The sequence below is a fragment of the Polaromonas sp. genome, from assembly GCF_010365105.1.
In the GTDB taxonomy this organism is placed as follows: Bacteria; Pseudomonadota; Gammaproteobacteria; order Burkholderiales; family Burkholderiaceae_C; genus Polaromonas.
Map to the genome: position 1 here is coordinate 22,572 of NZ_JAAFGZ010000002.1, position 19,626 is coordinate 42,197.

Here is a 19,626-nt window from a genome sequence, read left to right on the forward strand (position 1 = left end):
GCTTTCGGGCCTGGCGGCCCGTCTTGTGACCCGATTGACTGTTTGCGGAGTGCCCATGAGCGACAAAATCATCAGCGATGACGGCGAATTCCACACCGAGGACGAGGAATTCGACCTGTCCACCACCACACCCGAGGCCTGGCTGGCGCTGGCCTTTTTCTGGCTGCTGGGCCTGACGGTGTTCTACCAGTTCATCACCCGCTATGTGTTCAACGATTCGGCCGCCTGGACCGAGGAAATTGCCCGTTACCAGCTGATCGCGGTGGTGTTCATCGGCGCGGCCATCGGTGTGGTCAAGAACAACCACATCCAGGTCGATTTCTTTTACCGCCACATGCCGGCGCGCCTGGGCAGGCTGATGTCGGGTTTCGTCGATCTCGTGCGTATCGCCTTCTTTGCCGCCGCCGTGGTCATGACGGTGCAGATGATGCTCAAGATCGGCAACCAGACGCGCATTACGGTGGTGGACCTGCCGATGAACATCGTCTATGCGCTGTGCCTGCTGGGTTTTGCCGTGATGCTGCTGCGCTCGGTGCAGGTCGCCGTGATTCATTACCGGCGCGGCTACAGCGTGCTGGAACGGCCCGACGCCACCATGCAGGACCGGTAAAAACCCCGTCATCCAACAGGTCCCTACATGCTGAAAATTTTCTTTCTGATCTTCATGGGCGCCGGCATTCCGGTGGCCATCGCCATGGCCGGCGCGTCGCTGGTGTACATCCTGTTCAGCGGCAGCCTGCCGCCGTTTGTGGTGATTCACCGCATGGTCTCGGGCATTGACAGCTTTCCGCTGCTGGCCGTGCCCTTTTTCATCCTCGCCGGCAACCTGATGAACAACGCCGGCATCACCACGCGCATCTACAACTTCGCCCTGGCGCTGGTTGGCTGGCTCAAGGGCGGCCTGGGCCATGTGAATGTCGTCGGCTCGGTGATCTTTGCCGGCATGAGCGGCACGGCGATTGCCGATGCGGCCGGGCTGGGCACCATCGAGATCAAGGCGATGAAGGAACACGGCTATTCGTCCGAATTTGCCGTCGGCGTGACGGCGGCATCGGCCACGCTCGGCCCCATCATTCCGCCCAGCCTGCCCTTTGTGATCTACGGCATGATGGCCAATGTGTCCATCGGCTCGCTGTTCCTGGCCGGGTTGTTGCCGGGTCTGATGCTGGCATTGCTGATGATGCTGACGGTGGCGTACTTTGCGCACAAGAACCAATGGGGCGGCGACATCCATTTTTCCGGCAGCCGCTTTGGCAAGGCGCTGGTCGAACTGGCCGTGGTGGCCGGCTGGCCGCTGGCGCTGTGGGGGCTGATCCAGGCCGGCGCACCGCCGCAGCTCACCGTCTTTCTGGGTCTGGTGGCGCTCTTCGTGCTCGACAAGATCTTCAGCTTTGAAGCGGTGCTGCCGATCATGACGCCGGTGCTGCTGATTGGCGGCATGACCACCGGGCTTTTCACGCCCACCGAAGGCGCGATTGCGGCCTGCGTCTGGGCCATGGTGCTGGGCTTTGCCTGGTACCGCACCCTGAAGTTCAGGATGTTCGTCAAGGTCTGCCTGGACACGGTGGAAACCACCGCCACTGTGCTGTTCATCGTCGCCGCTGCGTCCATCTTCGGCTGGATGCTGACGGCCACCGGCGTGACGGCGGGCATTGCCGAATGGGTGCTGGGTTTCACGCAGGAAGCGTGGGTGTTTTTGCTGCTGGCCAACCTGTTGATGCTGTTTGTCGGCTGCTTCCTGGAGCCCACCGCCGCCATCACCATCCTGGTGCCCATCCTGCTGCCGATCACGCAAAAGCTGGGCATCGACCCGGTGCATTTCGGCCTGGTCATGGTGCTCAATTTGATGATCGGCCTGCTGCACCCGCCGATGGGCATGGTGCTGTTTGTGCTGGCGCGGGTGGCCAAGCTGTCGGTCGAGCGCACCACCATGGCGATCCTGCCGTGGCTGGTTCCCTTGCTGGTCAGCCTGGGCATCATCACCTACTTTCCCAAGGCCGTGCTGTGGCTGCCGAAGATGTTTTATTGACCCGATGAATCGATTGCCGAGGCTATTTCCATGACCCCCTTTATCCGCTTGCATCCCGCCGACGACGTGCTGATTGCCCGCGCCCAACTGGTCGGCGGCACCCAGGTCGAGCACATCACCGTGCGCGGCCTGATCCCGCCCGGCCACAAGGTCGCCACGCGCGCGCTGGCCGCCGGCGAGCCGGTGCGGCGCTACAACCAGATCATCGGTTTTGCCAGCAGGCCGATTGCGCCGGGCGAGCATGTACACACCCACAACCTGGACATGGGGCCCGACAAGGGCGACTTTGCGCGCGACTACGCGATTGGCGCCGACGTGAAGCCGCCCGCCCCGCTGCGTGAAGCCACCTTCATGGGCATCAAGCGCGCCGACGGCCGGGTGGCGACGCGCAACTACATCGGTATTTTGTCCAGCGTCAACTGCTCTGCCACGGCGGCGCGGGCGATTGCCGACCATTTCTCGCGCCAGACCAACCCTTCGGCGCTGCAGGATTTCCCTAACATCGATGGCGTGGTGGCGCTGACCCATGGCACCGGCTGCGGCATGGACACCGAGGGCATGGGCATGCAGATCCTGGAGCGCACGCTGGCGGGCTATGCCACGCATGCCAACTTCGCCGGCGTGGTGGTCGTCGGCCTGGGCTGCGAGGCCAACCAGATCAATGCCTGGCTGGCACACAGCGTGCTGAAGGAAGGCGACAACTTTCGCGTCTTCAACATCCAGGACAGCGGCGGCACGCGCAAGACGGTGGAAAAAGGCATTGCGCTGGTGCGGGAGATGCTGCCGCGCGCCAACGATGTGCAGCGCGAACCGTGCAGCGCCGCGCACATCACCATCGGCCTGCAATGCGGCGGCTCCGACGGCTACTCGGGCATCAGCGCCAACCCGGCGCTGGGCGCGGCGGTCGATTTGCTGGTGGCCCATGGCGGCACCGCCATCCTCAGCGAAACGCCCGAAATCTATGGCGCCGAACACCTGCTGACGCGCCGCGCGGTGCGCCCCGACATCGCCGAAAAGCTGATTGCCCGCATCAAGTGGTGGGAGCATTACACCGAGATCAACGGCGGCGAGATGAACAACAACCCGTCGCCGGGCAACAAGGCCGGCGGGCTGACGACGATTCTGGAAAAGTCGCTCGGTGCTGTGGCCAAGGGCGGCACCAGCAATTTAGAGGCGGTCTATGAATATGCCGATCCGGTCAATACCCACGGCTTTGTTTACATGGACACGCCCGGCTACGACCCGGTCAGCGCCACCGGCCAGGTGGCGGGCGGCGCCAACGTCATCTGCTTCACCACCGGACGCGGCTCGGCCTATGGCTGCGCGCCCTCGCCATCGCTGAAATTGGCCACCAACTCGGCGCTGTGGCAACGCCAGGAAGAAGACATGGACATCAACTGTGGCGAGATCATCGACGGCGGCGTGTCGGTGCAGGACATGGGCCAGCGCATTTTCGAGCAGGTGCTGGCCACCGCGTCGGGCCGGCAAAGCAAGAGCGAGCAGCACGGCTACGGCCAGAACGAGTTTGTGCCGTGGCAGGTCGGCGCGGTGATGTAAACCGGAAGTTTTTATGCAAAAAGTGATCCCTGCGCAGACCTTGCGGGCGCAATGCGCTAGCGTTTTAATAGCAACAGGCAGTTCGACAGCCGAGGCTGAAAAAGTCGCCGCCAACCTGGTCATGGCCAACCTGAGCGGCCACGACTCGCACGGCGTGGGCATGCTGCCGCGCTATGTCGATGCGGTGCTCGAAGGCGGCCTGACGCCAAACGCCAGCGTGCAGACCGTGCTGGACGCTGGCAGCCTGCTCAGCCTGAACGGCCAGCGCGGCTACGGCCAGGTTATCGGCGAGCAGGCGATGGCGCTGGGGATGGCCAGGGCCAGGCTGCATGGCAGCTGCATCATGGCGCTGGCCGAGTCGCACCACCTGGGGCGCATTGGCCACTTTGCCGAAATGGCGGTGGCCGAAGGGCTGGTGTCGCTGCATTTCGTCAACGTCAGGACGCGCGCGGTGGTCGCGCCATGGGGCGGCAGCGACGGGCGCTTTGGCACCAATCCCTGCTGCATTGGCATTCCGCTGAAAGACCAGCCGCCCTTCGTGCTGGACTTTGCGACCAGCCGCGTGGCCCAGGGCAAGATGCGCGTCGCCTACAACCAGGGCAAGACAGTCCAGCCCGGCCTGCTGATCGACGAGCACGGCCAACCGACCACCGACCCCGGCGTGGTCGTCGTGCCGCAGCCAAACGGATTTTTTGGTGCCTTGATGCCCTTTGGCGAACACAAGGGCTACGGGCTGGCGGTGGCCTGCGAACTGCTGGGCGGCGCGCTGACCGGCGGCGGCACCTGGCACTCCACCAACGTCCACAACCGGGCCATCCTCAACAGCATGCTGACGGTGCTGATCGACCCGGAAAAGCTTGGCACGCAGGCGGCGTTTGACACCGAGGCGCGGGCGTTTGTGGACTGGCTGCGCCAGAGCCCGCCTGCCGACGGTTTCGACACGGTGCAGATTGCCGGCGAGCCCGAGCGGGCGATGCGCCTCAAGCGCGAACAGGACGGCATCGAGGTGGACCTTCAAACCTGGCAGGAAATCGTCCTGGCCGCCGGCAAGGTTGGCGCCAGCATTTGATTCGACCGGCTCAATGATCCGGCGACCAGGGCGCTATGGACACAGGCCAAGAATGCGTTCCTGCTGCGAGCACATTCTTGCCGGCTGCCTCGATTTCACCGCGGCTGCCGGCCTGGCGGTTTCGGCCACACAGTTCCGCAGTTCGCGTGTCGTCGGGCGGTAGTAGATCCATCCCCGGCCGAGTTCGGGCAGTGCCAGCTCAACCTCGCCCCACTTCGGGTGTCCTTTTTCCTTGAGCTCCGAAAAATTCTGGCACAAGGACCGCGCCATGCCGCGCAGGTGGCTTTCGGTGTCCCTGAGCTGGAAGTCGTAGGTCACCAGAAAAGCCTTGACCGCCAGTCCCGGGATATCGGCTTCGAGCAGGCTGGGGTAATTGCTGGCGCGCACGTTGGCTGGAAAGTAGGTCTTGAGAACGGCTTCGCTGGAGGGATGGCTGGGGTCGAACTTCAGCAGCTTGATCAGTTTTCGCGACTCGGGCTTCATGTCCACCAGCAGCTTGGCAGGCTGGCCCGCCACGATGGCGACCACGTCAAGGGTCTTGTCGGTGACCAGTTTGGCCAGGGCTTCCTCATTGGAAAGGTAGCTTGCGCTATCGGGCATGGCCTCGTTGAACATCAGGCGGTAAAGCGTTGCCGATGTCAGCGCCGTGCCGCTTCCTGACTCGCCTGCGTTGAGCTTCGCGTTTTTGATCTCGTGGATGAATTCGCGCTCCGAATCTGCCCGCACGATGAAGTAGATTTCCTCGTTGTAGAGCGGCATGATCACGCGCAGCGGCTTGATCAAGTCGCGGGCGGCAGAATTTCCTGCTGCTGCAATGTCCAGAAACGACTGGTAGACATCTGACTGCACCAGGGCCAGCTTCACCCCGGGCTCGTAACGCAGCAGCTTGACGTTCTCGGCCGATCCGGCTGACGGCAGCACGTCGAGCTGGATGTCCGCCGCCGGCGCCACGAACTCCGCCAGATCGCGCCCGATCTTGATGTAGGTGCCGCGTTCGGAGGCGGTCACGATTTTGTAATTCACTTCACCCACTGCCATCGACGCGTGGCAAAGCATGGCTGCTGTCAGCAGGGCGCTCAAGACCTGTTTGTGCATACTGTTTTCCTTTCGGTTCATGAAGGTCAATTGCAGAGCCCCAGCGTTTCAACAGCCGGAGGACATTCCTTGAGGGCAGGCGGGGTCGGGCGGGGTTTTTCCCTGGCTTGAATGGCAGGCGAAGGCCTGGCAGGCGGTTGGGCCGCCCTGTCGGGCCGGGAAGGCGCGGGCAATTTGACTGCTGCGGCAACACCACTGGCACCAGGCGATGCAGCCAGCACCGGCGCTACAGCCGGGACAACCCGGACAGGCGCGACAGGCGCTACTGGCGCTACAGCAAGTGCGGGCTCCGGCTGCATTTTCTGCGCCAATCCCTGCCGGACTGACGCCAGCCCGCTGGCCGCAAGCCGCGACCTGTCGTCGTTGTCGCCAAACCGGGTTGAATACGTCAGCAGGCTGTCTGCCAGCAGGATTTGCGCGCGCGCCAGCCATTCGGCGCGATTCGGGGCGGCTGCAGGATTTGCCCGAAGGCTCAAGTCTGCATAGTGCCGTCCAAGCCGGTATTTTGCATCGGCGGACTCGACCGAAGCGGCGCCCTTGAGCTTGTCGGCGATCCTGCAGGACATCAACAAGCCCACCTCGGCGTCGCGCGCACGGCCTTCAGCCGAGGCTTCAATGCTCAGGACGACGAAAGAGGCAATGTCCAACACTGCGAGGCCGGCCACGTCGGCCTGCATGGGAAACTTTCCGTCCTTCTCGCCTGCCACGGGCACCACAGGCTCTGACGGACACATGACGAGTTGCACCGCTACCGGTTCTGCAGGCCCGGTGCGTGCCGCATTCGGCCTTTCCCTGCCAGACAGGTCTGAAGGGCCTGTGTTCAGCAACAGCCATCCGCCCAGCCCGGCTGCCGCGGCAATGACCACAAACCAGGGCGCAAAGCTCGTAGGTCGCCTCGGGTCAGTTTCAACGGGCCTGGAGGCGGAGGCACTTTGCGCCGATGGAGAAGGATTTTGCGCAAACGGCAAACCATCAGGTTTCGGCGGATCAGGCGTGTCGCCCAACGCGGACTCGCGTTCCTTCCACGCGTCCAGCAGGGCCGATGCACCGAGTGCTTGCGACTGCTCTGGTTCAGGCGCCGGTGGCGCAGCAGCGGGCTGGGGCTGACCAGACGCTGATGCCGCAAATGACGCATTGGCTTTTGCCTGCTCGGACATGGTTGGTGGTGCAGGCTCAGCCTTGGCCGGTTCACTGGGGAATGGCGAGCGCCCTTTGTTCCGTGCTTTGGCCAGGATTGCCGTTCCAAGCACCAGACGCGTCCTGAAAAATTCCTCTAAACGCTTGGTGATGCCCATGGACCGACCATATCCCGGCAATGCAAGCCCTGACGATGGCCAAACAATCCGTTGCATCGTTTGCAAATCCATGCGTTCACCCAAAAGAACCGAAAGCACCTGTGCCGGTCTTGCCCGCAGCTGGATTTCTGTCGTGCAACCCAAGGCACCTGGCTTGTGGATTCCCGCCTTCGCAGGAATGACGGCGCGCATTGGTGCAGGCCGGCCAGGTGACAGGTTTGCCAGTCAGGGTGATTGCGCTCTGACGTGAAATCGTCTTGACTGGCCATCCATGCGTTCAAGCTGCCTGACAACTTTTGCTATTTAATTAATAGCTGCTTGTGCTTGCGTGGTATGCGAAAGCAGCCTTTTTGATGCTGAAAAACACGTTTGCGGGTCAGAATGAGCATGTCGCAGTGGTTACCCCATTACCGAACCGTGCAGCCAGCGGCTTGCGCCAGCAGTCCGCGCGCGCACAGATTGGCGTAAAACGCGCGCAGCCCGAAGGTCCACGGCGGCGCCCGGTCGCAGTGGTTCACTTCATTGACCAGCCGGCCGAGCTGCGGGCTGGAAATATGCACCACGTCGCCGAGCTGATGCGTGAAGCCGCTGCCGGGCTGGCCCCGGTCCTGCGTCGGCGCAAACAGGGTGCCGAGGAATAGCATCATGCCGTCGGGATACTGGTGGTGCGCGCCCAGTGTCTGCGCCACCAGGTCCAGCGGGTCGCGGCTGATCTGCGCCATCGAGCTGCTGCCCTGCAGTTTGAAACCGTCAAGCCCTGATACCCGCAGGCTGACGGTGCAGCGGCGCACGTCGTCCAGGGAATAACTGGCATCGAACAGGCGGATGAACGGGCCGATGGCGCACGAGGCGTTGTTGTCCTTGGCCTTGCCCAGCAGCAACCCGCTGCGGCCCTCGAAGTCGCGCAGGTTCACGTCGTTGCCCAGGCTGGCGCCCACGGTGTCGCCCCGGCTGTTCACCGCCAGGACGATCTCGGGCTCGGGGTTGTTCCAGGCCGAGCCGGGATGGATGCCGATCTGCGCGCCGCTGCCGACACTGGAGAGCACCGGCGCCTTGGTGAACACCTCGGCATCCGGGCCGATACCGACTTCGAGGTATTGCGACCAAAGGCCTTTGTCGATCAGCAATGCCTTGAGCTGCATCGCCTGCGGTGAGCCGGGGCGGATGGCGGCCAGGTCGCCGCCCAGCAGTTCCACCACCTGGCGGCGAACGGCGGCCGCCTGTGCGGCGTCGCCCCGGGCCTGCTCCTCGATCACGCGCTCGATCAGGCTGGCGGCAAAGGTCACGCCGGCGGCCTTGATGACCTGCAGGTCGCAGGGCGCGAGCAGGCTCAGCACTTGCGGATCGTCGGACTGCGCCCCCGAGTCGGGCATCAGCTGGTCGATGCGGCCGACCCGGCGCCCGGAGGCCGCGCGCACCTGCGCCACCGGATCGGCCGCATCGAGCAGGTCGCTCATGGTGGCGAAATGCGCCGACAGGTCGTACACGCCGTCGGGTCGCAGCACGATGACCGACGGCCCCGGCACCGGGCCGGGCACCCACGCGCGGCCGACCAGGGTTCCGGTGAGTCCGTCTTCAGGCAGCCAGTGCGTGGCAGGCGGGTTTTTCATGGGGATGTCTCCGTTTTTAAGTTGTGATTGCGTGGAAAGGAAGGATTCAGGTATCGGAAGCCGGCGGCAGCCGGTAGAGCCGCCGGGCATTGCCGTCCATCACGGCGTGTTGCGCCTGCGGGCTCAGGCCGGCGAGCAAGTGCCTCGTTTCGGCGAACCACTGGCCAAAGCGGCCTGCCAGTTCAAGCACCGGCCAGTCGCTGCCCCACACCAGGCGGTCGGCGCCAAAGCAGGCCAGCACCTGCGCGGCCCAGGGCCGTACGACACCAGGCGCGGGTGCAGGCCCCGCCTCGGTCAGCAGGCCGGAGAGCTTGCACCAGGCACCGGTCTGCGACGCCAGGCGGGCCATGCCGTCGGCCCATGGCTGCCATTGCGCGGCGGCGATGTCGGGCTTGCCGGCGTGGTCGATGACGATGCGCAAATCCGGATGACGCCCGGCCAGCGTCAGGAGGTAGGGCAGGTGCACCGGCTTGACCAGCGCGTCGAACACCAGATGGCAGTCGGCCATGGCCCGCAACGCCGGTGCCAGCGCGGGCTGCAAAATCCATTCGGCATCCGGCAGATCCTGCAGCATGGGGCGCAAGCCCTTGAGCCGGGGATGGCGCGCGAGTTGTTCAATGCGCGCAGGCGCATCGCTGGCAGCCAGATCGACCCAGCCGACCACGCCCAGCACGGCCGGATGGGCGTCGGCCTGCGCCAGCAGGAAAGCGGTTTCCGCTTCGGTGGGTGCGGCCTGCACCAGCACGCCGCCGGTCACGCCGTGCGGCGCCGACTGCGCCTGCCAGTCATCAACCGCCACATCGCGGTAGATTGGCGCCAGTGCCGGCGTGAGCCAGCCATAGTCGCCGCGCGCCAGTTGCCAGCAATGAAAGTGGGTGTCGATACTCATGGTGTCGGTGCCGCGTCAGGAATCAGCCCCTGCACTCTTAGTTCGGCCCAGAATTCAGGCGCTATTGAATGCCGCAGCATGGCTTGCGCGTCCTGCCATTGCGCCACGGTGCGCGCGCCCAGCATGACGATGTCCACCGCCGGATGCGCCAGGGGAAACTGCAATGCCGCCGCCCGCAGAGAAACATCAAAGTTCTCGCATACCGCTTCGATCCGCGCAGTGCGTTCCACCCATTCACGCGCCGCCGGTGCGTAATTGAACGTGGGCGCACTGCCGCGTGTGCCGGTGGCCAGGATGCCCGAATTGAACACCCCGCCCAGCGCCACGCGCACACCGCGCGCCGTGCACTGCGGCAGCAATTCGGGCAGCGCGCTGTGGTCCAGCAGGCTGTAGCGGCCGGCCAGCATCAGCACATCGAAGTCGGCTTCGGCGAGCACCTGCAGCACCACGTCCACGTCATTGGTGCCCAGCCCGATGGCGCCGACCAGTCCTTCGTGCTGGAGCTGTCGCAGCGCCGGCAGGGTTTCGTCCAGCACCTGCCGGAGCACTCGTGGCGCGTGGGCGCCATGCGTGGCCGCGTCGGGGTCGTGCACATAGGCCACGTCGAGCCGGGCCAGGCCCAGGCGCTGCAGGCTGTCCTCCACGCTGCGGCGCGTGCCGGCAGCGCTGAAATCCCAGGCTTGCCGAAACGGCAGGATGTCCACATAGCCATGCTGGGTGCGAGCGGCGGCGGCATCGGGCGTGAGCAGCCGGCCCACCTTGCTCGACAGCACGAAACTGTCCCGCGGCTGGCCGCGCAGCGCCGCGCCCAGGCGGTGTTCTGACAGGCCATGGCCGTAATGCGGCGCCGTGTCAAAGCTGCGGCAGCCGCTGTGCCAGGCCGCATCCACCAGTTCCCGGGCTTCGTCATTGCTGACCGCTTCAAACAGGTTGCCCAGCGGCGCGCCACCCAGTCCGAGCCGCAGGCCGCTGCCAGCACAGGGAGGAAAGAAAAAAGTCATTTCAGGGTAAATCCCAATAAAAGTTTACCTATCGTATAGCTAACATGTCAGTCCCTGATACCGGGAAATCCCGAGGTTCCAAGCACAAACTGCAAGCCATTGACGCACTGAAAAACGCCTGCCGACCCGCAACCCACGCTCGCCCCATGCTGAAAAACATCCCGCAGCTTCTCACACCCGATGCCCTGCATGCGCTGGCCAGCATGGGCCATGGCGACGACGTGGCCATCGTCGATGCGAATTTTCCGGCGGCCGGCACGGCCGGCAAAGGTGGTGCGCGGCTGGTGCACCTGGCCGGCGCCAACGCCACGCAAGCGCTCAAGGCCGTGCTGCAGGTCCTGCCGCTCGACGATTTCGTGCCGCAAGCGGCCTGGACCATGCAGGTGGTCGGCGACGCGGATGCGATTCCCGAACCCGTGGCCGAGTTCGCCGCTGCGCTGCAAGCGGCCGGCGAAGCGCCCGCCGCGACCCTGGAACGTTTTGATTTTTACCAGCGCGCGCAGTCGGCTTTCCTGATTTTGCGCACCGGCGAGACGCGCAAATACGGCAATATTTTGCTGCGCAAGGGCGTCATCGCCAGCGACGCGGCTTGAACGCATGAGCACCCTGCCCCACACCTCGCCTTTGAGCCTGCGCGCACAGGCCTACGAAAGCTTTCAGCAGCAGATCGTCGATGCCAACATCCGGCCCGGCCAGTTCATCTCGCAGCGCGAACTGATGCAGCTGCTCGGCATGCCGCTGGGCGCGGTGCGCGAACTGATTCCGCGCCTGGAAGCCGAGGGGTTGCTGAAAACCGTGCCGCAGCGCGGCCTGCAGGTCGCGCATGTCGATCTGAAGCTGATCAACAACGCCTTCCAGTTGCGCCAGCTGCTCGAACGCGAGGCCGCCAGCCGTTTCGTCACCACGGTGTCCGACCGGGACCTGGCCGCCATCGAGCAAAGCCATCGGGACATCGTGCAGCGCGCGCGCAGCGGCGGCGCGATTGACGATGCGCTGCTCAAGGACGCCACGGCGGTGGACTGGGGCCTGCACGACCTGATGATTGACGCGCTGGGCAACGAGCTGATTTCCGAGGTGTACCGCATCAACAGCCTGCGGGTGCGCCTGATCAAGCTCGAAGGCTCGACGCTGTCGCCGCAGGTGCTGGTTCCGGCGATGGAAGAGCACCTCTGGTTTATCGAGGCCCTGAAGCGGCGCGACGCGCACGCCGTGCTGGAGCGGCTAGGCCACCACATTGAAAGCGCGCACCTTCGCGTGCTTGGACTGCCACGGCCCGCGATGCCGTGGTCTTTGGAGAAGCCCGGATGACAACCCCCCCGAATCCTGAACAAAAATCTGCCGCCTTCAGGGGCATCTGGCCGGCATTGCTCACGCCGCTCAATGCCGACCTGAGCATTGACCACGCCCGGCTGGCGGCGCACTGCAAGTCGCTGATCGCCCGGTGCTGCCCCGGCGTGACCGCCTTTGGCACCACCGGCGAAGGCCCGTCGTTTTCCATGGCCGAGCGCAAGGACGCGATTGAGCAGCTGATCGCCAACGGCATTCCGGCCGACCGCATCATGGTGTCCACCAGTTGCGCCGCGCTGCCCGAAACGCTGGAACTCACGCGCCATGCGGTCAGCGCCGGCGTACACGGCTGCCTGATGCTGCCGCCGTTTTTCCTCAAGGGCGTGTCCGACCAGGGCATCATCGACTGCTACCGCTATGTGATCGACGGCATGGACCAGGAACTGCCCCAGCTCAAGCTGTACCTGTACCACATCCCGCAGGTCACCGGCGTCAGCCTGTCGCACCATGTGATTGCCACGCTCAAGGCGATGTACCCCGACACCATCCTGGGCATCAAGGACAGCGCCTGCAGCACCGCGCATTCCATCGGCCTGGCCGAGGCTTTCATGAAAGACCTGACGGTGTATGTCGGCTTCGAGCCCGACCTGCCGGACATGGGTCGGCGCGGCAGCACCGGCGCCATCAGCGGCCTGGCCAACTTCATGCCGCGCGTGGTCAACCGTTTGGTCACGCAGCCCGATGCAGCCGCCACACCGGCCGAACGCGAACGTGTGGTCCGGCTGATCGGCCTGCTGGACGACTATTCGCTGATGCCGGCGCTCAAGGGCATCATGGCGATGCTCAGCGGTGAGCCCGGCTGGCTGCGCGTGCGCCCGCCGCTGGTCGCCCTGACGCCTGAAGAGTTCCAGCGGCTGGAAAAAACCATCCGGGATTTCGGCATTGATCCAGAATCCGACTGAACCCGGCCCCACCGATGGACCGGGTTCTGACACGTTAGCCACCGATAAACGACTAGGAGACAACCCCATGAAAACTTCCCTGCTTCGCCGAACCCTGCTGGCCAGCGCTTCGGCGGTCCTGCTGATGGGCGCGCTGCTGTCCCCCGCCCAGGCCCAGAACAAGATGGTGCTGCGCGTGTCCACCCCGGCCGTGCCCGACGACTGGCACGCCAAGATGTGGACGGTGTTCAAGGACAACCTGGAAAAATCCGCGCCCGGCGAGTTCGACGTGCAGATCAACCTGAACGCCTCGCTGTTCAAGCAGGGCACCGAGCCGGCCGCCATGGCGCGCGGCAACCTGGAGCTGTCGTCGATTTCCGCGTTTGACATCGCCAAGCTGGTGCCCGAGTTCTCGCTCTTCACCGCGGGCTATGTCATTCGCGACCCGGAGCACCAGCAAAAGGTGTTCAACGGCCCGATCGGCACCGAACTGTTCAAGACCGTGTCGGAGAAGATGGACGTGACGCCGCTGTCCACCGTGTACCTGGGCACCCGGCAGGTCAACCTGCGCGAAGTGCGCAACGTCAGGACGCCGGCCGACCTCAAGGGCGTGAAGCTGCGCATGCCCGGCACCAAGGAATGGCTGTTCCTGGGCGAAGCGCTGGGCGCCACCGCCACGCCGCTGGCCTTTGGCGAGGTGTACCTGGGGCTCAAGACCGGCACCATCGACGGCCAGGACAACCCGCTGCCTTCGGTGCGCGCCGCCAAGTTCTATGAGGTGACCAAGCAGATCGTGCTGACCAGCCACCTGGTGGACGGCATCTTCATTGCCATTTCCAACAAGGCCTGGGGCGCCATGAATGCGGCGCAAAAGCAGAAGGTGATCGCAGCGGCGCAGGCCGCGTCCGCCTACAACAACGACAACCGCCTCAAGGAAGAAGGCCAGCTGGTCGAATTCTTCAAGCAGCAGGGCCTGCAGGTGACCACGCCCGACGTGGACGCCTTTCGCAAGTCAGTGCAAACCACCTACCAGAACTCGGATTACGCCAAGGTCTGGCCCAAGGGGCTGCTTGAGCGCGTGAACCAGACCAAATAAGGGAGATGTCCATGCTGGAGCGTTCACGGCGTATCGCCGAAGGCGTGGCTGCGGCCGTTTTCGCCCTGCTTTTTGGGGTGTTCGTGGTGCAGGTCGGCATGCGCTTCCTGTTCAACCGGCCGCTGGCCTGGTCGGACGAGCTGATCGTGGTGCTGTACATCCTGATGGTGTTCTGGAGTGCCGCCACATTGCTCAAGGAAAAAGAACACGTCATGCTCGACCTGGTGTATGCCGCCCTGCCGCCCGGCGGCCAGCGGATTTTCGGCCTGCTGGGCGCTGCCCTGACGGCCGGGCTGCTGTTGTGGATGCTGCCCGAGGCGTTTGACTATGTGCGCTTCATGCACCGCGAGAAAACGCCGGTGCTGGACATTCCCTTTTCCTATGTGTTTGCGCCCTTCATCCTGTTTGTGGCGGTCATCGGCATTCAATATGTCGTCAAGTTTGTCCGTTTGCTCGGGCACAACTGGAGGGAGCAGCTATGAGCCAGGCCTTGATGGTGTTGCTCGGCATGCTGGTCGTGACGCTGGTGCTGCGCCTGCCCATCGGCTTTGGCATGCTGATCAGCGGCGTGTCCTACCTGATGTTCAAGCGCCAGGACCTGGGGCTGGTGGCCGAACAGGTGCTCAACGGCTTGTACAACAGCTACATTTTGCTGGCCGTGCCGCTGTTCATCTTTGCCGCGTCGGTGATGAACTCGGGCACCGTCAGCGAGCGGCTGTTCGACTTTGCGCTGGCCATTGTCGGACGCCTGCGCGGCGGGCTGGCGCATGTCAACATCATCGTCAGCGTGATTTTCTCGGGCATGAGCGGCAGCGCCATTGCCGACGCGGCCGGCCCGGGCATTGTCAGCATCCGCATGATGCAGAAAAACGGTTACAGCGCCGAATTTGCCGGCGCGCTGACGGCCGCGTCATCGACCATCGGCCCGATCATTCCGCCGTCGATTCCGCTGGTGATCTATGCCATGGTGTCGGGTGCGTCGGTGGGCGCGCTGTTTTTGGGCGGCGTCATTCCCGGTCTGCTGATGGCCGTGGCGCTGATGCTGGCGGTGCACTTCGTTGCCGCCAAGCGCAACCTGCCGCGCGGCGAGAAGATTGCGCTGCAGGCCTATCCGCGCATTTTGCTGCGCGGCATCCTGCCGCTGACGCTGCCGGTCGTGCTGCTCGGCGGCATCTACACCGGCATTTTCACGCCGACCGAAGCGGCGTCAGTGGCCGCGCTGTATGCACTGTTCCTGGCGAGCATCGTCTACCGCGCGCTGAGCTGGCGGCGGTTCTACGAGATTCTGGTCGAGTCGTCGAGGGCCAGCGCCTCGGTGACGCTGATCATTGCCTCGGCGTTTGTCATCAACTACGCTTTCACGGCCGAAAACGTTCCCGGTCTGGTGGCCGCGTGGCTGACCGGCATGCAACTGTCGCCGCTGGGCTTTTTGCTGCTGGTCAATGTGCTGTTCCTGGTGCTCGGCTGCTTCCTGGACACCTCCATCATGCTGCTGGTGCTGGTGCCTATCTTGCTCCCGACCGCCAAGCTGCTGGGCATTGACCTGGTGCACCTTGGCGTGGTGCTGGCCGTCAACATGATGATCGGGCTGGTCACGCCGCCTTTCGGAATGCTGCTGTTCGTGATCAATGCGCTGGCCGGCGTGTCGCTCAAGGGCATGATCCGCGAAGCCTGGCTGTTCATCGGCGTGCTGCTGGTGGCGCTGGTGCTGATGACGGTGTTTCCGCAGATCGTCCTGTGGCTGCCGCACCAGATGGGCTACGGCGGCAAATGATGATGGCGGCCGAATCCTGTGACGTGGTCTGCGTCGCCAGCTGGAACGCCGATTTGGTGTCGCATGTGGCCCGGCCCATGGCGCGAGGCGAAACGGTGATGGCGCGCGCTTTTGGCATCAGCCCGGGCGGCAAGGGCAGCAATGCCGCTGTCGCTGCCGCCCGCCAGGGTGCCCGCGTGGCGCTGATTGCACGCATTGGTGACGATGACTTTGGCCGCATGGGCATGGAACTGTGGAAGGCCGAAGGCATTGATACCCACCATGTCGAGCAGGCTGCTGGCGAGCGCAGCGGCGTGGCGCAGATCCTGGTCTATGACGACGGCGACAACAGCATTGCGGTGTGTCCGGGCGCCGGCGCCGGTCTGGGCGCACGGCATGCGCTGGCAGCCACCGACCTGCTGTCGCATTGCCGGGTCGTGATGGCCTCGTGCGAAGTGCCGGTCGAGGCCACGCTGCAGGCCTTTCGGCTGGCCCGGCAGGCCAATGCCCTCACGGTGCTGAATCCGGCACCAGCCCGCCCGCTGCCCGAGGAACTGCTGGCGCTGGTCGATGTGCTGACGCCGAATGAAAACGAGTTGTTCGAACTGGCCGGACCCGGCTGCGCGGGGTCGATCGATGCGGCTGCCATGGCCTTGCTGGCACGCGGCACCCGCAATGTTCTGGTGACCTTGGGGGCCGCAGGCTGCCGGCTTTACCAGAGCGGCCAGGATCCCGTCAATCTGGCGGGCCGCGCGATGCCGGTGGCCGACACCATAGGCGCTGGCGACACTTTCACGGGCAGCCTGGCCGCAGCCCTGGCGCGCGGCGAAACACTGCCGTCAGCGATGCGTTGGGCCAACGCGGCCGCTGCACTGTCGGTGACGCGGCATGGCGCCATCGCCGGCATCCCCACCCGGGCCGAGGTGACGGCCCTGCTGGCTTGAACCGGCCGCACGGCCCGTTCAAGGCCTTGCGTTTCAGCTTTCGGTTTCAGCCTTTTTCAGGATGGCGTAAAGCTGGTCCTTGAGCTGCAGCTTTTCCTTCTTCAGCACTTCGATCTCGTCGGGTGTCGCCATGTCGATGCCCGACTCCATGTTCTTGATCTGCTGGTCCGCGGCGTTGTGCTCGTCGAACAGGCGGGTGAAGTGGTTGTCCGTGGTTTTCAGTTGTGTGATGAGGTCGCGGTATTCGGGAAACATAAAAAACTCCTGATAAAAAAACAACTCGCGCCCGGCCCGTTGAACAGCAGGGCCGCAAGCGCGAGGTGATACCACTATAAGCCCCTTCCCGGCCGGTGCCCGCAGTGCTTGTTCCCGTCTGCCTGCAAGGCAATCGCTGGCTTGTTTCCACGACAAGCCAGTCCCTTCGCAGCAAGCGCATGGCATTGCCTTTCGGGTTGCCGGACTGATGGCCTAAATCTCTGGGGACAGGCTGCCTCCTGGTTGTCGCCATGGCGACAGGGTTAGACCTGAAGGGCGGGATTTATGCCGTTCACATACAACGGGTCAGCATCGCCCGTGATCTGTGGTTGCGAGTCCGCATGACTCCTTTCCCTGTGGGGAAGGTTGGGATGGGGGCCAGCGGGCGCGGTTACCGCCACAAAAATCGCCATCGGGTAGCCCTCACCCCCGCCCTCTCCCAAAGGCAGAGGGCGTCAAACGGGACTGCATTTGGCAAGCTGACTATTCAAAATAAAGCTAAAAAAGCTGTTTCCGCAGGCTGCTATTGCCCTGACAGCTATGGATTCAGTAGCAATATGTCACGGACTCGCCTTCCGGCCCCAGCGGCGACCGTGATGAAATGCGCCAGCTTTTACACACCGTCGGGCTTGATCTGTGCGCGGGCGATCACTGCCTTCCAGCGCGTCTGCTCGGTTTTGATAAAAGCGTCAAATTCCGCGCCCGTGCTGCCCACAGCCAGCGCGGTTTCCTGCGCCAGTTTTTCCTGGACCTGCGGGCTGCGCGAGGCCTTGATGGCCTCGTCCTCCAGCCTGGCGATATGAGCCCTGGGCCACTTGCTTGGCGCCATCAGCCCGTACCACTGTGTCATCTCGAAGCCCTTGAAGCCCTGCTCGGCGACCGTCGGCACGTCGGGCAGCTGCGGCAGGCGCTGCGCCGTGCCGGTGGCAATGCAGCGCAGCTTGCCGGCCTTGATGAAGGCCAGCAGCGCCGGCGCACCGACCGACGCGGCCTGCAGGCGCCCGCCCATCAGGTCGGTCAGCATGGGCCCGGTGCCCCGGTACGGCACATGCACCATGAAGGTCTCGCTCACCATCTTGAGGTATTCAAACGCCAGGTGGCCGGCGCTGCCGTTGCCGGCCGAGCCGTAGTTCAGCTGGCCGGGCTTGGTTTTGGCATAGGCGATGAATTCCCTGAGGTTTTTCACCGGCAGGTCGGGATGCACCACATACAGGCTGGGCACCTTGGAGACCAGCGTGATCGGCACAAAGTCCTTGTCGGCGTCGTAAGGCAGCCTGGCAAAGATATAGGGGTTCACCGCCAGCGTGCCGATGTGCCCCAGGATCAGCGTGTGGTCGTCGGTGCTGTTCGCCACTTCCTGCATGGCGATGTTGCCGGCGGCACCGGGCTTGTTCTCGACAAACACGTTCTGGCCAATGGTTTTGGCCATCTCGCTGGCGACGGCGCGGGCGACGATTTCGGAACTGCCGCCCGGTGCGAACGGCACGACCAGCCGCAGCGGCTTGCTGGGCCAGGCCGGCTGGGCGTGTGACCCGGGAAGCCACAGGGCGGAGGCCAGTGCCGCGCCGGTCTTGAGCAGGTCGCGGCGGTTCGGTTTCAGGGTGTTCATGAGCAACTCGCTTGAAAATCAATAGGGTTCCTGCTGCGCAAGGCAATGGCCCGCTGAAGGTCAAGCGCGACTCTATCCGCAAGGCACCCGCCCTGACCAGAGGGGAACACCTGACACCGTGTCCAGGCGGTTACTTCGCGGCGCGGATTCGCACCAGCTCTTTCTGGGTTTCGTTCCACAGGTCCATGCCGACTTCCTTGCCGATGTCGGCATACACGCCGGTCAGCTTGCTGCGCATGCGCTCGGCTTCAAGGGGCGACAGCTCGTTGACCAGCATGCCCTTGGCCTTGAGTTCGGCCATGGCCTTGGAGGCTTCTTCGCGCGTGTCCTTGCGCTCGTAGTCGCGGCTGGTCTTGGCGGCATCCATCAACACCTTGTGCTCGGCCTGCGACAGGGTGTCCCACCACTTCTTGCTGACCAGCACGATCCACGGGCTGTAGACGTGGTTGGTCACCGTCAGGTACTTCTGCACCTCGTAGAACTTGCTCGACAAGATCGTGTTGTACGGATTTTCCTGGCCATCGACCGTCTTGGTTTCGAGCGCGCCGAACAATTCGGAAAACGCCATCGGAATCGCGTTGGCGCCCAGCGTCTTGAAGCTGTTCAGGAACACGTTGTTCTGCATCACGCGCAGCTTGATGCCGTCCATGTCCTCGACCTTGGTGACCGGGCGCTTGCTGTTGGTCAGGTTGCGAAAGCCGTTTTCCCAGTAGACCAGGCCGACCAGGCCTTTTTCCTGCAGCTTGTCCTTGATCTTGTCGCCGATAGGGCCGTCGAGCAGGATGTCGGCTTCTTTCGTGTTGCTGATGAGGAAAGGCGTGTCCCACAACGCCATTTCCTTGGTGATGCCGACCAGCGTGGCGGTCGAGCCGACCATCATTTCCTGCGCGCCGCCAATCAGGGCCTGCTGCATTTGCGTGTCGGGGCCGAGCGCGGCGGCGCCAATGGCGCGCACCTTCATCTTGCCGCCCGAGGCTTTTTCCACCGCGTCGGCAAACACCTTGGCCGCGCGGCCCTGGTTGCTGGCTTCGTTCAGGCCGTAGCCGAAACGGATCAGGCGCGGCTTGATGTCCTGCGCCAGTGCGGAAAACGAGGCGGTCAGCGTTGCGGCGGCGGCAGCGGCGACAAGGGTTCTGCGAAGAAAAGTCATGGGGAAGTCTCCTGGAGTGATGGGAAAAGGAAAAAGGGACAGGGTT

General features: G+C 64.0%; 19 protein-coding genes. 11 read left to right on the forward strand and 8 right to left on the reverse strand.

The window, feature by feature from the left end:
• Positions 1-55 precede the first annotated feature (55 nt).
• The 4 genes from GZ092_RS01605 to GZ092_RS01620 are packed head-to-tail and all read left to right on the forward strand — an operon-like array spanning position 56 to position 4,655.
• The gene (locus GZ092_RS01605) at positions 56-610 is read left to right on the forward strand and encodes a TRAP transporter small permease (protein ID WP_293633937.1); all 555 of its coding nucleotides are present in this window, start codon (positions 56-58) and stop codon (positions 608-610) included.
• A gap of 27 nt (positions 611-637) precedes the next feature.
• Positions 638-2,029 carry a TRAP transporter large permease gene (locus GZ092_RS01610; protein ID WP_293633939.1) on the forward strand — a complete coding sequence of 464 codons (1,392 nt, stop codon included), beginning with the start codon at positions 638-640 and terminating at the stop codon, positions 2,027-2,029.
• A gap of 30 nt (positions 2,030-2,059) precedes the next feature.
• On the forward strand, positions 2,060-3,586 hold the full coding sequence (locus GZ092_RS01615) for an altronate dehydratase family protein (RefSeq protein ID WP_293633941.1): 1,527 nt from the start codon (positions 2,060-2,062) through the stop codon (positions 3,584-3,586).
• Between the two features lie 13 nt (positions 3,587-3,599).
• The gene (locus tag GZ092_RS01620; protein WP_293633943.1) at positions 3,600-4,655 is read left to right on the forward strand and encodes a malate/lactate/ureidoglycolate dehydrogenase; all 1,056 of its coding nucleotides are present in this window, start codon (positions 3,600-3,602) and stop codon (positions 4,653-4,655) included.
• A 33-nt stretch (positions 4,656-4,688) separates the two neighbouring features.
• Here the strand turns inward: GZ092_RS01620 and GZ092_RS01625 are convergent, their stop codons facing one another.
• From GZ092_RS01625 to GZ092_RS01645, 5 genes are all read right to left on the reverse strand, one after another.
• Positions 4,689-5,750, reverse strand: coding sequence for a TAXI family TRAP transporter solute-binding subunit (locus GZ092_RS01625; protein WP_293633945.1), 1,062 nt, complete (start codon positions 5,748-5,750; stop codon positions 4,689-4,691).
• 26 nt (positions 5,751-5,776) lie between these two features.
• Positions 5,777-6,907 (reverse strand): hypothetical protein, encoded by a 1,131-nt coding sequence (locus tag GZ092_RS01630; RefSeq protein ID WP_293633947.1) that lies wholly within the window; start codon positions 6,905-6,907, stop codon positions 5,777-5,779.
• 545 nt (positions 6,908-7,452) lie between these two features.
• Positions 7,453-8,655: a fumarylacetoacetate hydrolase family protein gene (locus GZ092_RS01635; protein WP_293633949.1), complete on the reverse strand. Its 1,203-nt coding sequence runs from the start codon at positions 8,653-8,655 to the stop codon at positions 7,453-7,455.
• 46 nt (positions 8,656-8,701) lie between these two features.
• Complete coding sequence (locus GZ092_RS01640; RefSeq protein WP_293633951.1) at positions 8,702-9,544, reverse strand: amidohydrolase family protein; 843 nt, start codon at positions 9,542-9,544, stop codon at positions 8,702-8,704.
• The gene (locus GZ092_RS01645) at positions 9,541-10,545 is read right to left on the reverse strand and encodes an aldo/keto reductase (RefSeq protein ID WP_293633953.1); all 1,005 of its coding nucleotides are present in this window, start codon (positions 10,543-10,545) and stop codon (positions 9,541-9,543) included. Before GZ092_RS01645 ends, GZ092_RS01640 begins: the two co-directional genes overlap by 4 nt.
• 146 nt (positions 10,546-10,691) lie before the next feature.
• Here GZ092_RS01645 and GZ092_RS01650 point away from each other — a divergent pair, with 146 nt between their 5' ends.
• The 7 genes from GZ092_RS01650 to GZ092_RS01680 all read left to right on the forward strand — a co-directional run bounded on the left by GZ092_RS01650 (position 10,692) and on the right by GZ092_RS01680 (position 16,566).
• A complete protein-coding gene (locus GZ092_RS01650; protein WP_293633955.1) occupies positions 10,692-11,138 on the forward strand; it encodes an RbsD/FucU domain-containing protein in 447 nt (148 codons plus the stop codon).
• Positions 11,139-11,142: 4 nt separating this feature from the next.
• A complete protein-coding gene (locus GZ092_RS01655) occupies positions 11,143-11,853 on the forward strand; it encodes a GntR family transcriptional regulator (RefSeq protein WP_293633957.1) in 711 nt (236 codons plus the stop codon).
• Entirely contained in the window at positions 11,850-12,794 is a 945-nt protein-coding gene (locus tag GZ092_RS01660; RefSeq protein ID WP_293633959.1) for a dihydrodipicolinate synthase family protein, read from the forward strand. The genes GZ092_RS01655 and GZ092_RS01660 overlap by 4 nt, the downstream gene beginning before the upstream one ends.
• A 67-nt stretch (positions 12,795-12,861) precedes the next feature.
• The gene (locus GZ092_RS01665; RefSeq protein ID WP_293633961.1) at positions 12,862-13,869 is read left to right on the forward strand and encodes a sialic acid TRAP transporter substrate-binding protein SiaP; all 1,008 of its coding nucleotides are present in this window, start codon (positions 12,862-12,864) and stop codon (positions 13,867-13,869) included.
• Between the two features lie 11 nt (positions 13,870-13,880).
• Positions 13,881-14,351, forward strand: a complete 471-nt coding sequence (locus tag GZ092_RS01670; RefSeq protein WP_293633963.1) for a TRAP transporter small permease — start codon at positions 13,881-13,883, stop codon at positions 14,349-14,351.
• Positions 14,348-15,643, forward strand: a complete 1,296-nt coding sequence (locus tag GZ092_RS01675) for a TRAP transporter large permease (RefSeq protein WP_293633965.1) — start codon at positions 14,348-14,350, stop codon at positions 15,641-15,643. Before GZ092_RS01670 ends, GZ092_RS01675 begins: the two co-directional genes overlap by 4 nt.
• 2 nt (positions 15,644-15,645) lie before the next feature.
• On the forward strand, positions 15,646-16,566 hold the full coding sequence (locus GZ092_RS01680) for a ribokinase (RefSeq protein WP_293633967.1): 921 nt from the start codon (positions 15,646-15,648) through the stop codon (positions 16,564-16,566).
• Positions 16,567-16,599: 33 nt separating this feature from the next.
• On the opposite strand, the gene GZ092_RS01685 is transcribed toward GZ092_RS01680, so the two are convergent.
• The 3 genes from GZ092_RS01685 to GZ092_RS01695 form a co-directional block, all read right to left on the reverse strand.
• Positions 16,600-16,821, reverse strand: a complete 222-nt coding sequence (locus tag GZ092_RS01685; protein ID WP_293633969.1) for a YdcH family protein — start codon at positions 16,819-16,821, stop codon at positions 16,600-16,602.
• A gap of 613 nt (positions 16,822-17,434) precedes the next feature.
• Complete coding sequence (locus GZ092_RS01690) at positions 17,435-18,430, reverse strand: tripartite tricarboxylate transporter substrate binding protein (protein WP_293633971.1); 996 nt, start codon at positions 18,428-18,430, stop codon at positions 17,435-17,437.
• 130 nt (positions 18,431-18,560) lie between these two features.
• A complete protein-coding gene (locus GZ092_RS01695) occupies positions 18,561-19,580 on the reverse strand; it encodes a TRAP transporter substrate-binding protein (RefSeq protein ID WP_293633973.1) in 1,020 nt (339 codons plus the stop codon).
• Between the last annotated feature and the right edge of the window lie 46 nt (positions 19,581-19,626).

Coding starts and splice junctions, on each gene's coding strand:
- GZ092_RS01625 (WP_293633945.1), bottom strand. CDS start 5,750: ATGCACAAACAGGTCTTGAGCGCCCTGCTGACAGCAGCCATGCTTTGC.
- GZ092_RS01660 (WP_293633959.1), top strand. CDS start 11,850: ATGACAACCCCCCCGAATCCTGAACAAAAATCTGCCGCCTTCAGGGGC.
- GZ092_RS01665 (WP_293633961.1), top strand. CDS start 12,862: ATGAAAACTTCCCTGCTTCGCCGAACCCTGCTGGCCAGCGCTTCGGCG.
- GZ092_RS01670 (WP_293633963.1), top strand. CDS start 13,881: ATGCTGGAGCGTTCACGGCGTATCGCCGAAGGCGTGGCTGCGGCCGTT.
- GZ092_RS01615 (WP_293633941.1), top strand. CDS start 2,060: ATGACCCCCTTTATCCGCTTGCATCCCGCCGACGACGTGCTGATTGCC.
- GZ092_RS01635 (WP_293633949.1), bottom strand. CDS start 8,655: ATGAAAAACCCGCCTGCCACGCACTGGCTGCCTGAAGACGGACTCACC.
- GZ092_RS01695 (WP_293633973.1), bottom strand. CDS start 19,580: ATGACTTTTCTTCGCAGAACCCTTGTCGCCGCTGCCGCCGCCGCAACG.
- GZ092_RS01610 (WP_293633939.1), top strand. CDS start 638: ATGCTGAAAATTTTCTTTCTGATCTTCATGGGCGCCGGCATTCCGGTG.
- GZ092_RS01650 (WP_293633955.1), top strand. CDS start 10,692: ATGCTGAAAAACATCCCGCAGCTTCTCACACCCGATGCCCTGCATGCG.
- GZ092_RS01675 (WP_293633965.1), top strand. CDS start 14,348: ATGAGCCAGGCCTTGATGGTGTTGCTCGGCATGCTGGTCGTGACGCTG.
- GZ092_RS01605 (WP_293633937.1), top strand. CDS start 56: ATGAGCGACAAAATCATCAGCGATGACGGCGAATTCCACACCGAGGAC.
- GZ092_RS01630 (WP_293633947.1), bottom strand. CDS start 6,907: ATGTCCGAGCAGGCAAAAGCCAATGCGTCATTTGCGGCATCAGCGTCT.
- GZ092_RS01620 (WP_293633943.1), top strand. CDS start 3,600: ATGCAAAAAGTGATCCCTGCGCAGACCTTGCGGGCGCAATGCGCTAGC.
- GZ092_RS01655 (WP_293633957.1), top strand. CDS start 11,143: ATGAGCACCCTGCCCCACACCTCGCCTTTGAGCCTGCGCGCACAGGCC.
- GZ092_RS01680 (WP_293633967.1), top strand. CDS start 15,646: ATGGCGGCCGAATCCTGTGACGTGGTCTGCGTCGCCAGCTGGAACGCC.
- GZ092_RS01690 (WP_293633971.1), bottom strand. CDS start 18,430: ATGAACACCCTGAAACCGAACCGCCGCGACCTGCTCAAGACCGGCGCG.
- GZ092_RS01645 (WP_293633953.1), bottom strand. CDS start 10,545: ATGACTTTTTTCTTTCCTCCCTGTGCTGGCAGCGGCCTGCGGCTCGGA.
- GZ092_RS01685 (WP_293633969.1), bottom strand. CDS start 16,821: ATGTTTCCCGAATACCGCGACCTCATCACACAACTGAAAACCACGGAC.
- GZ092_RS01640 (WP_293633951.1), bottom strand. CDS start 9,544: ATGAGTATCGACACCCACTTTCATTGCTGGCAACTGGCGCGCGGCGAC.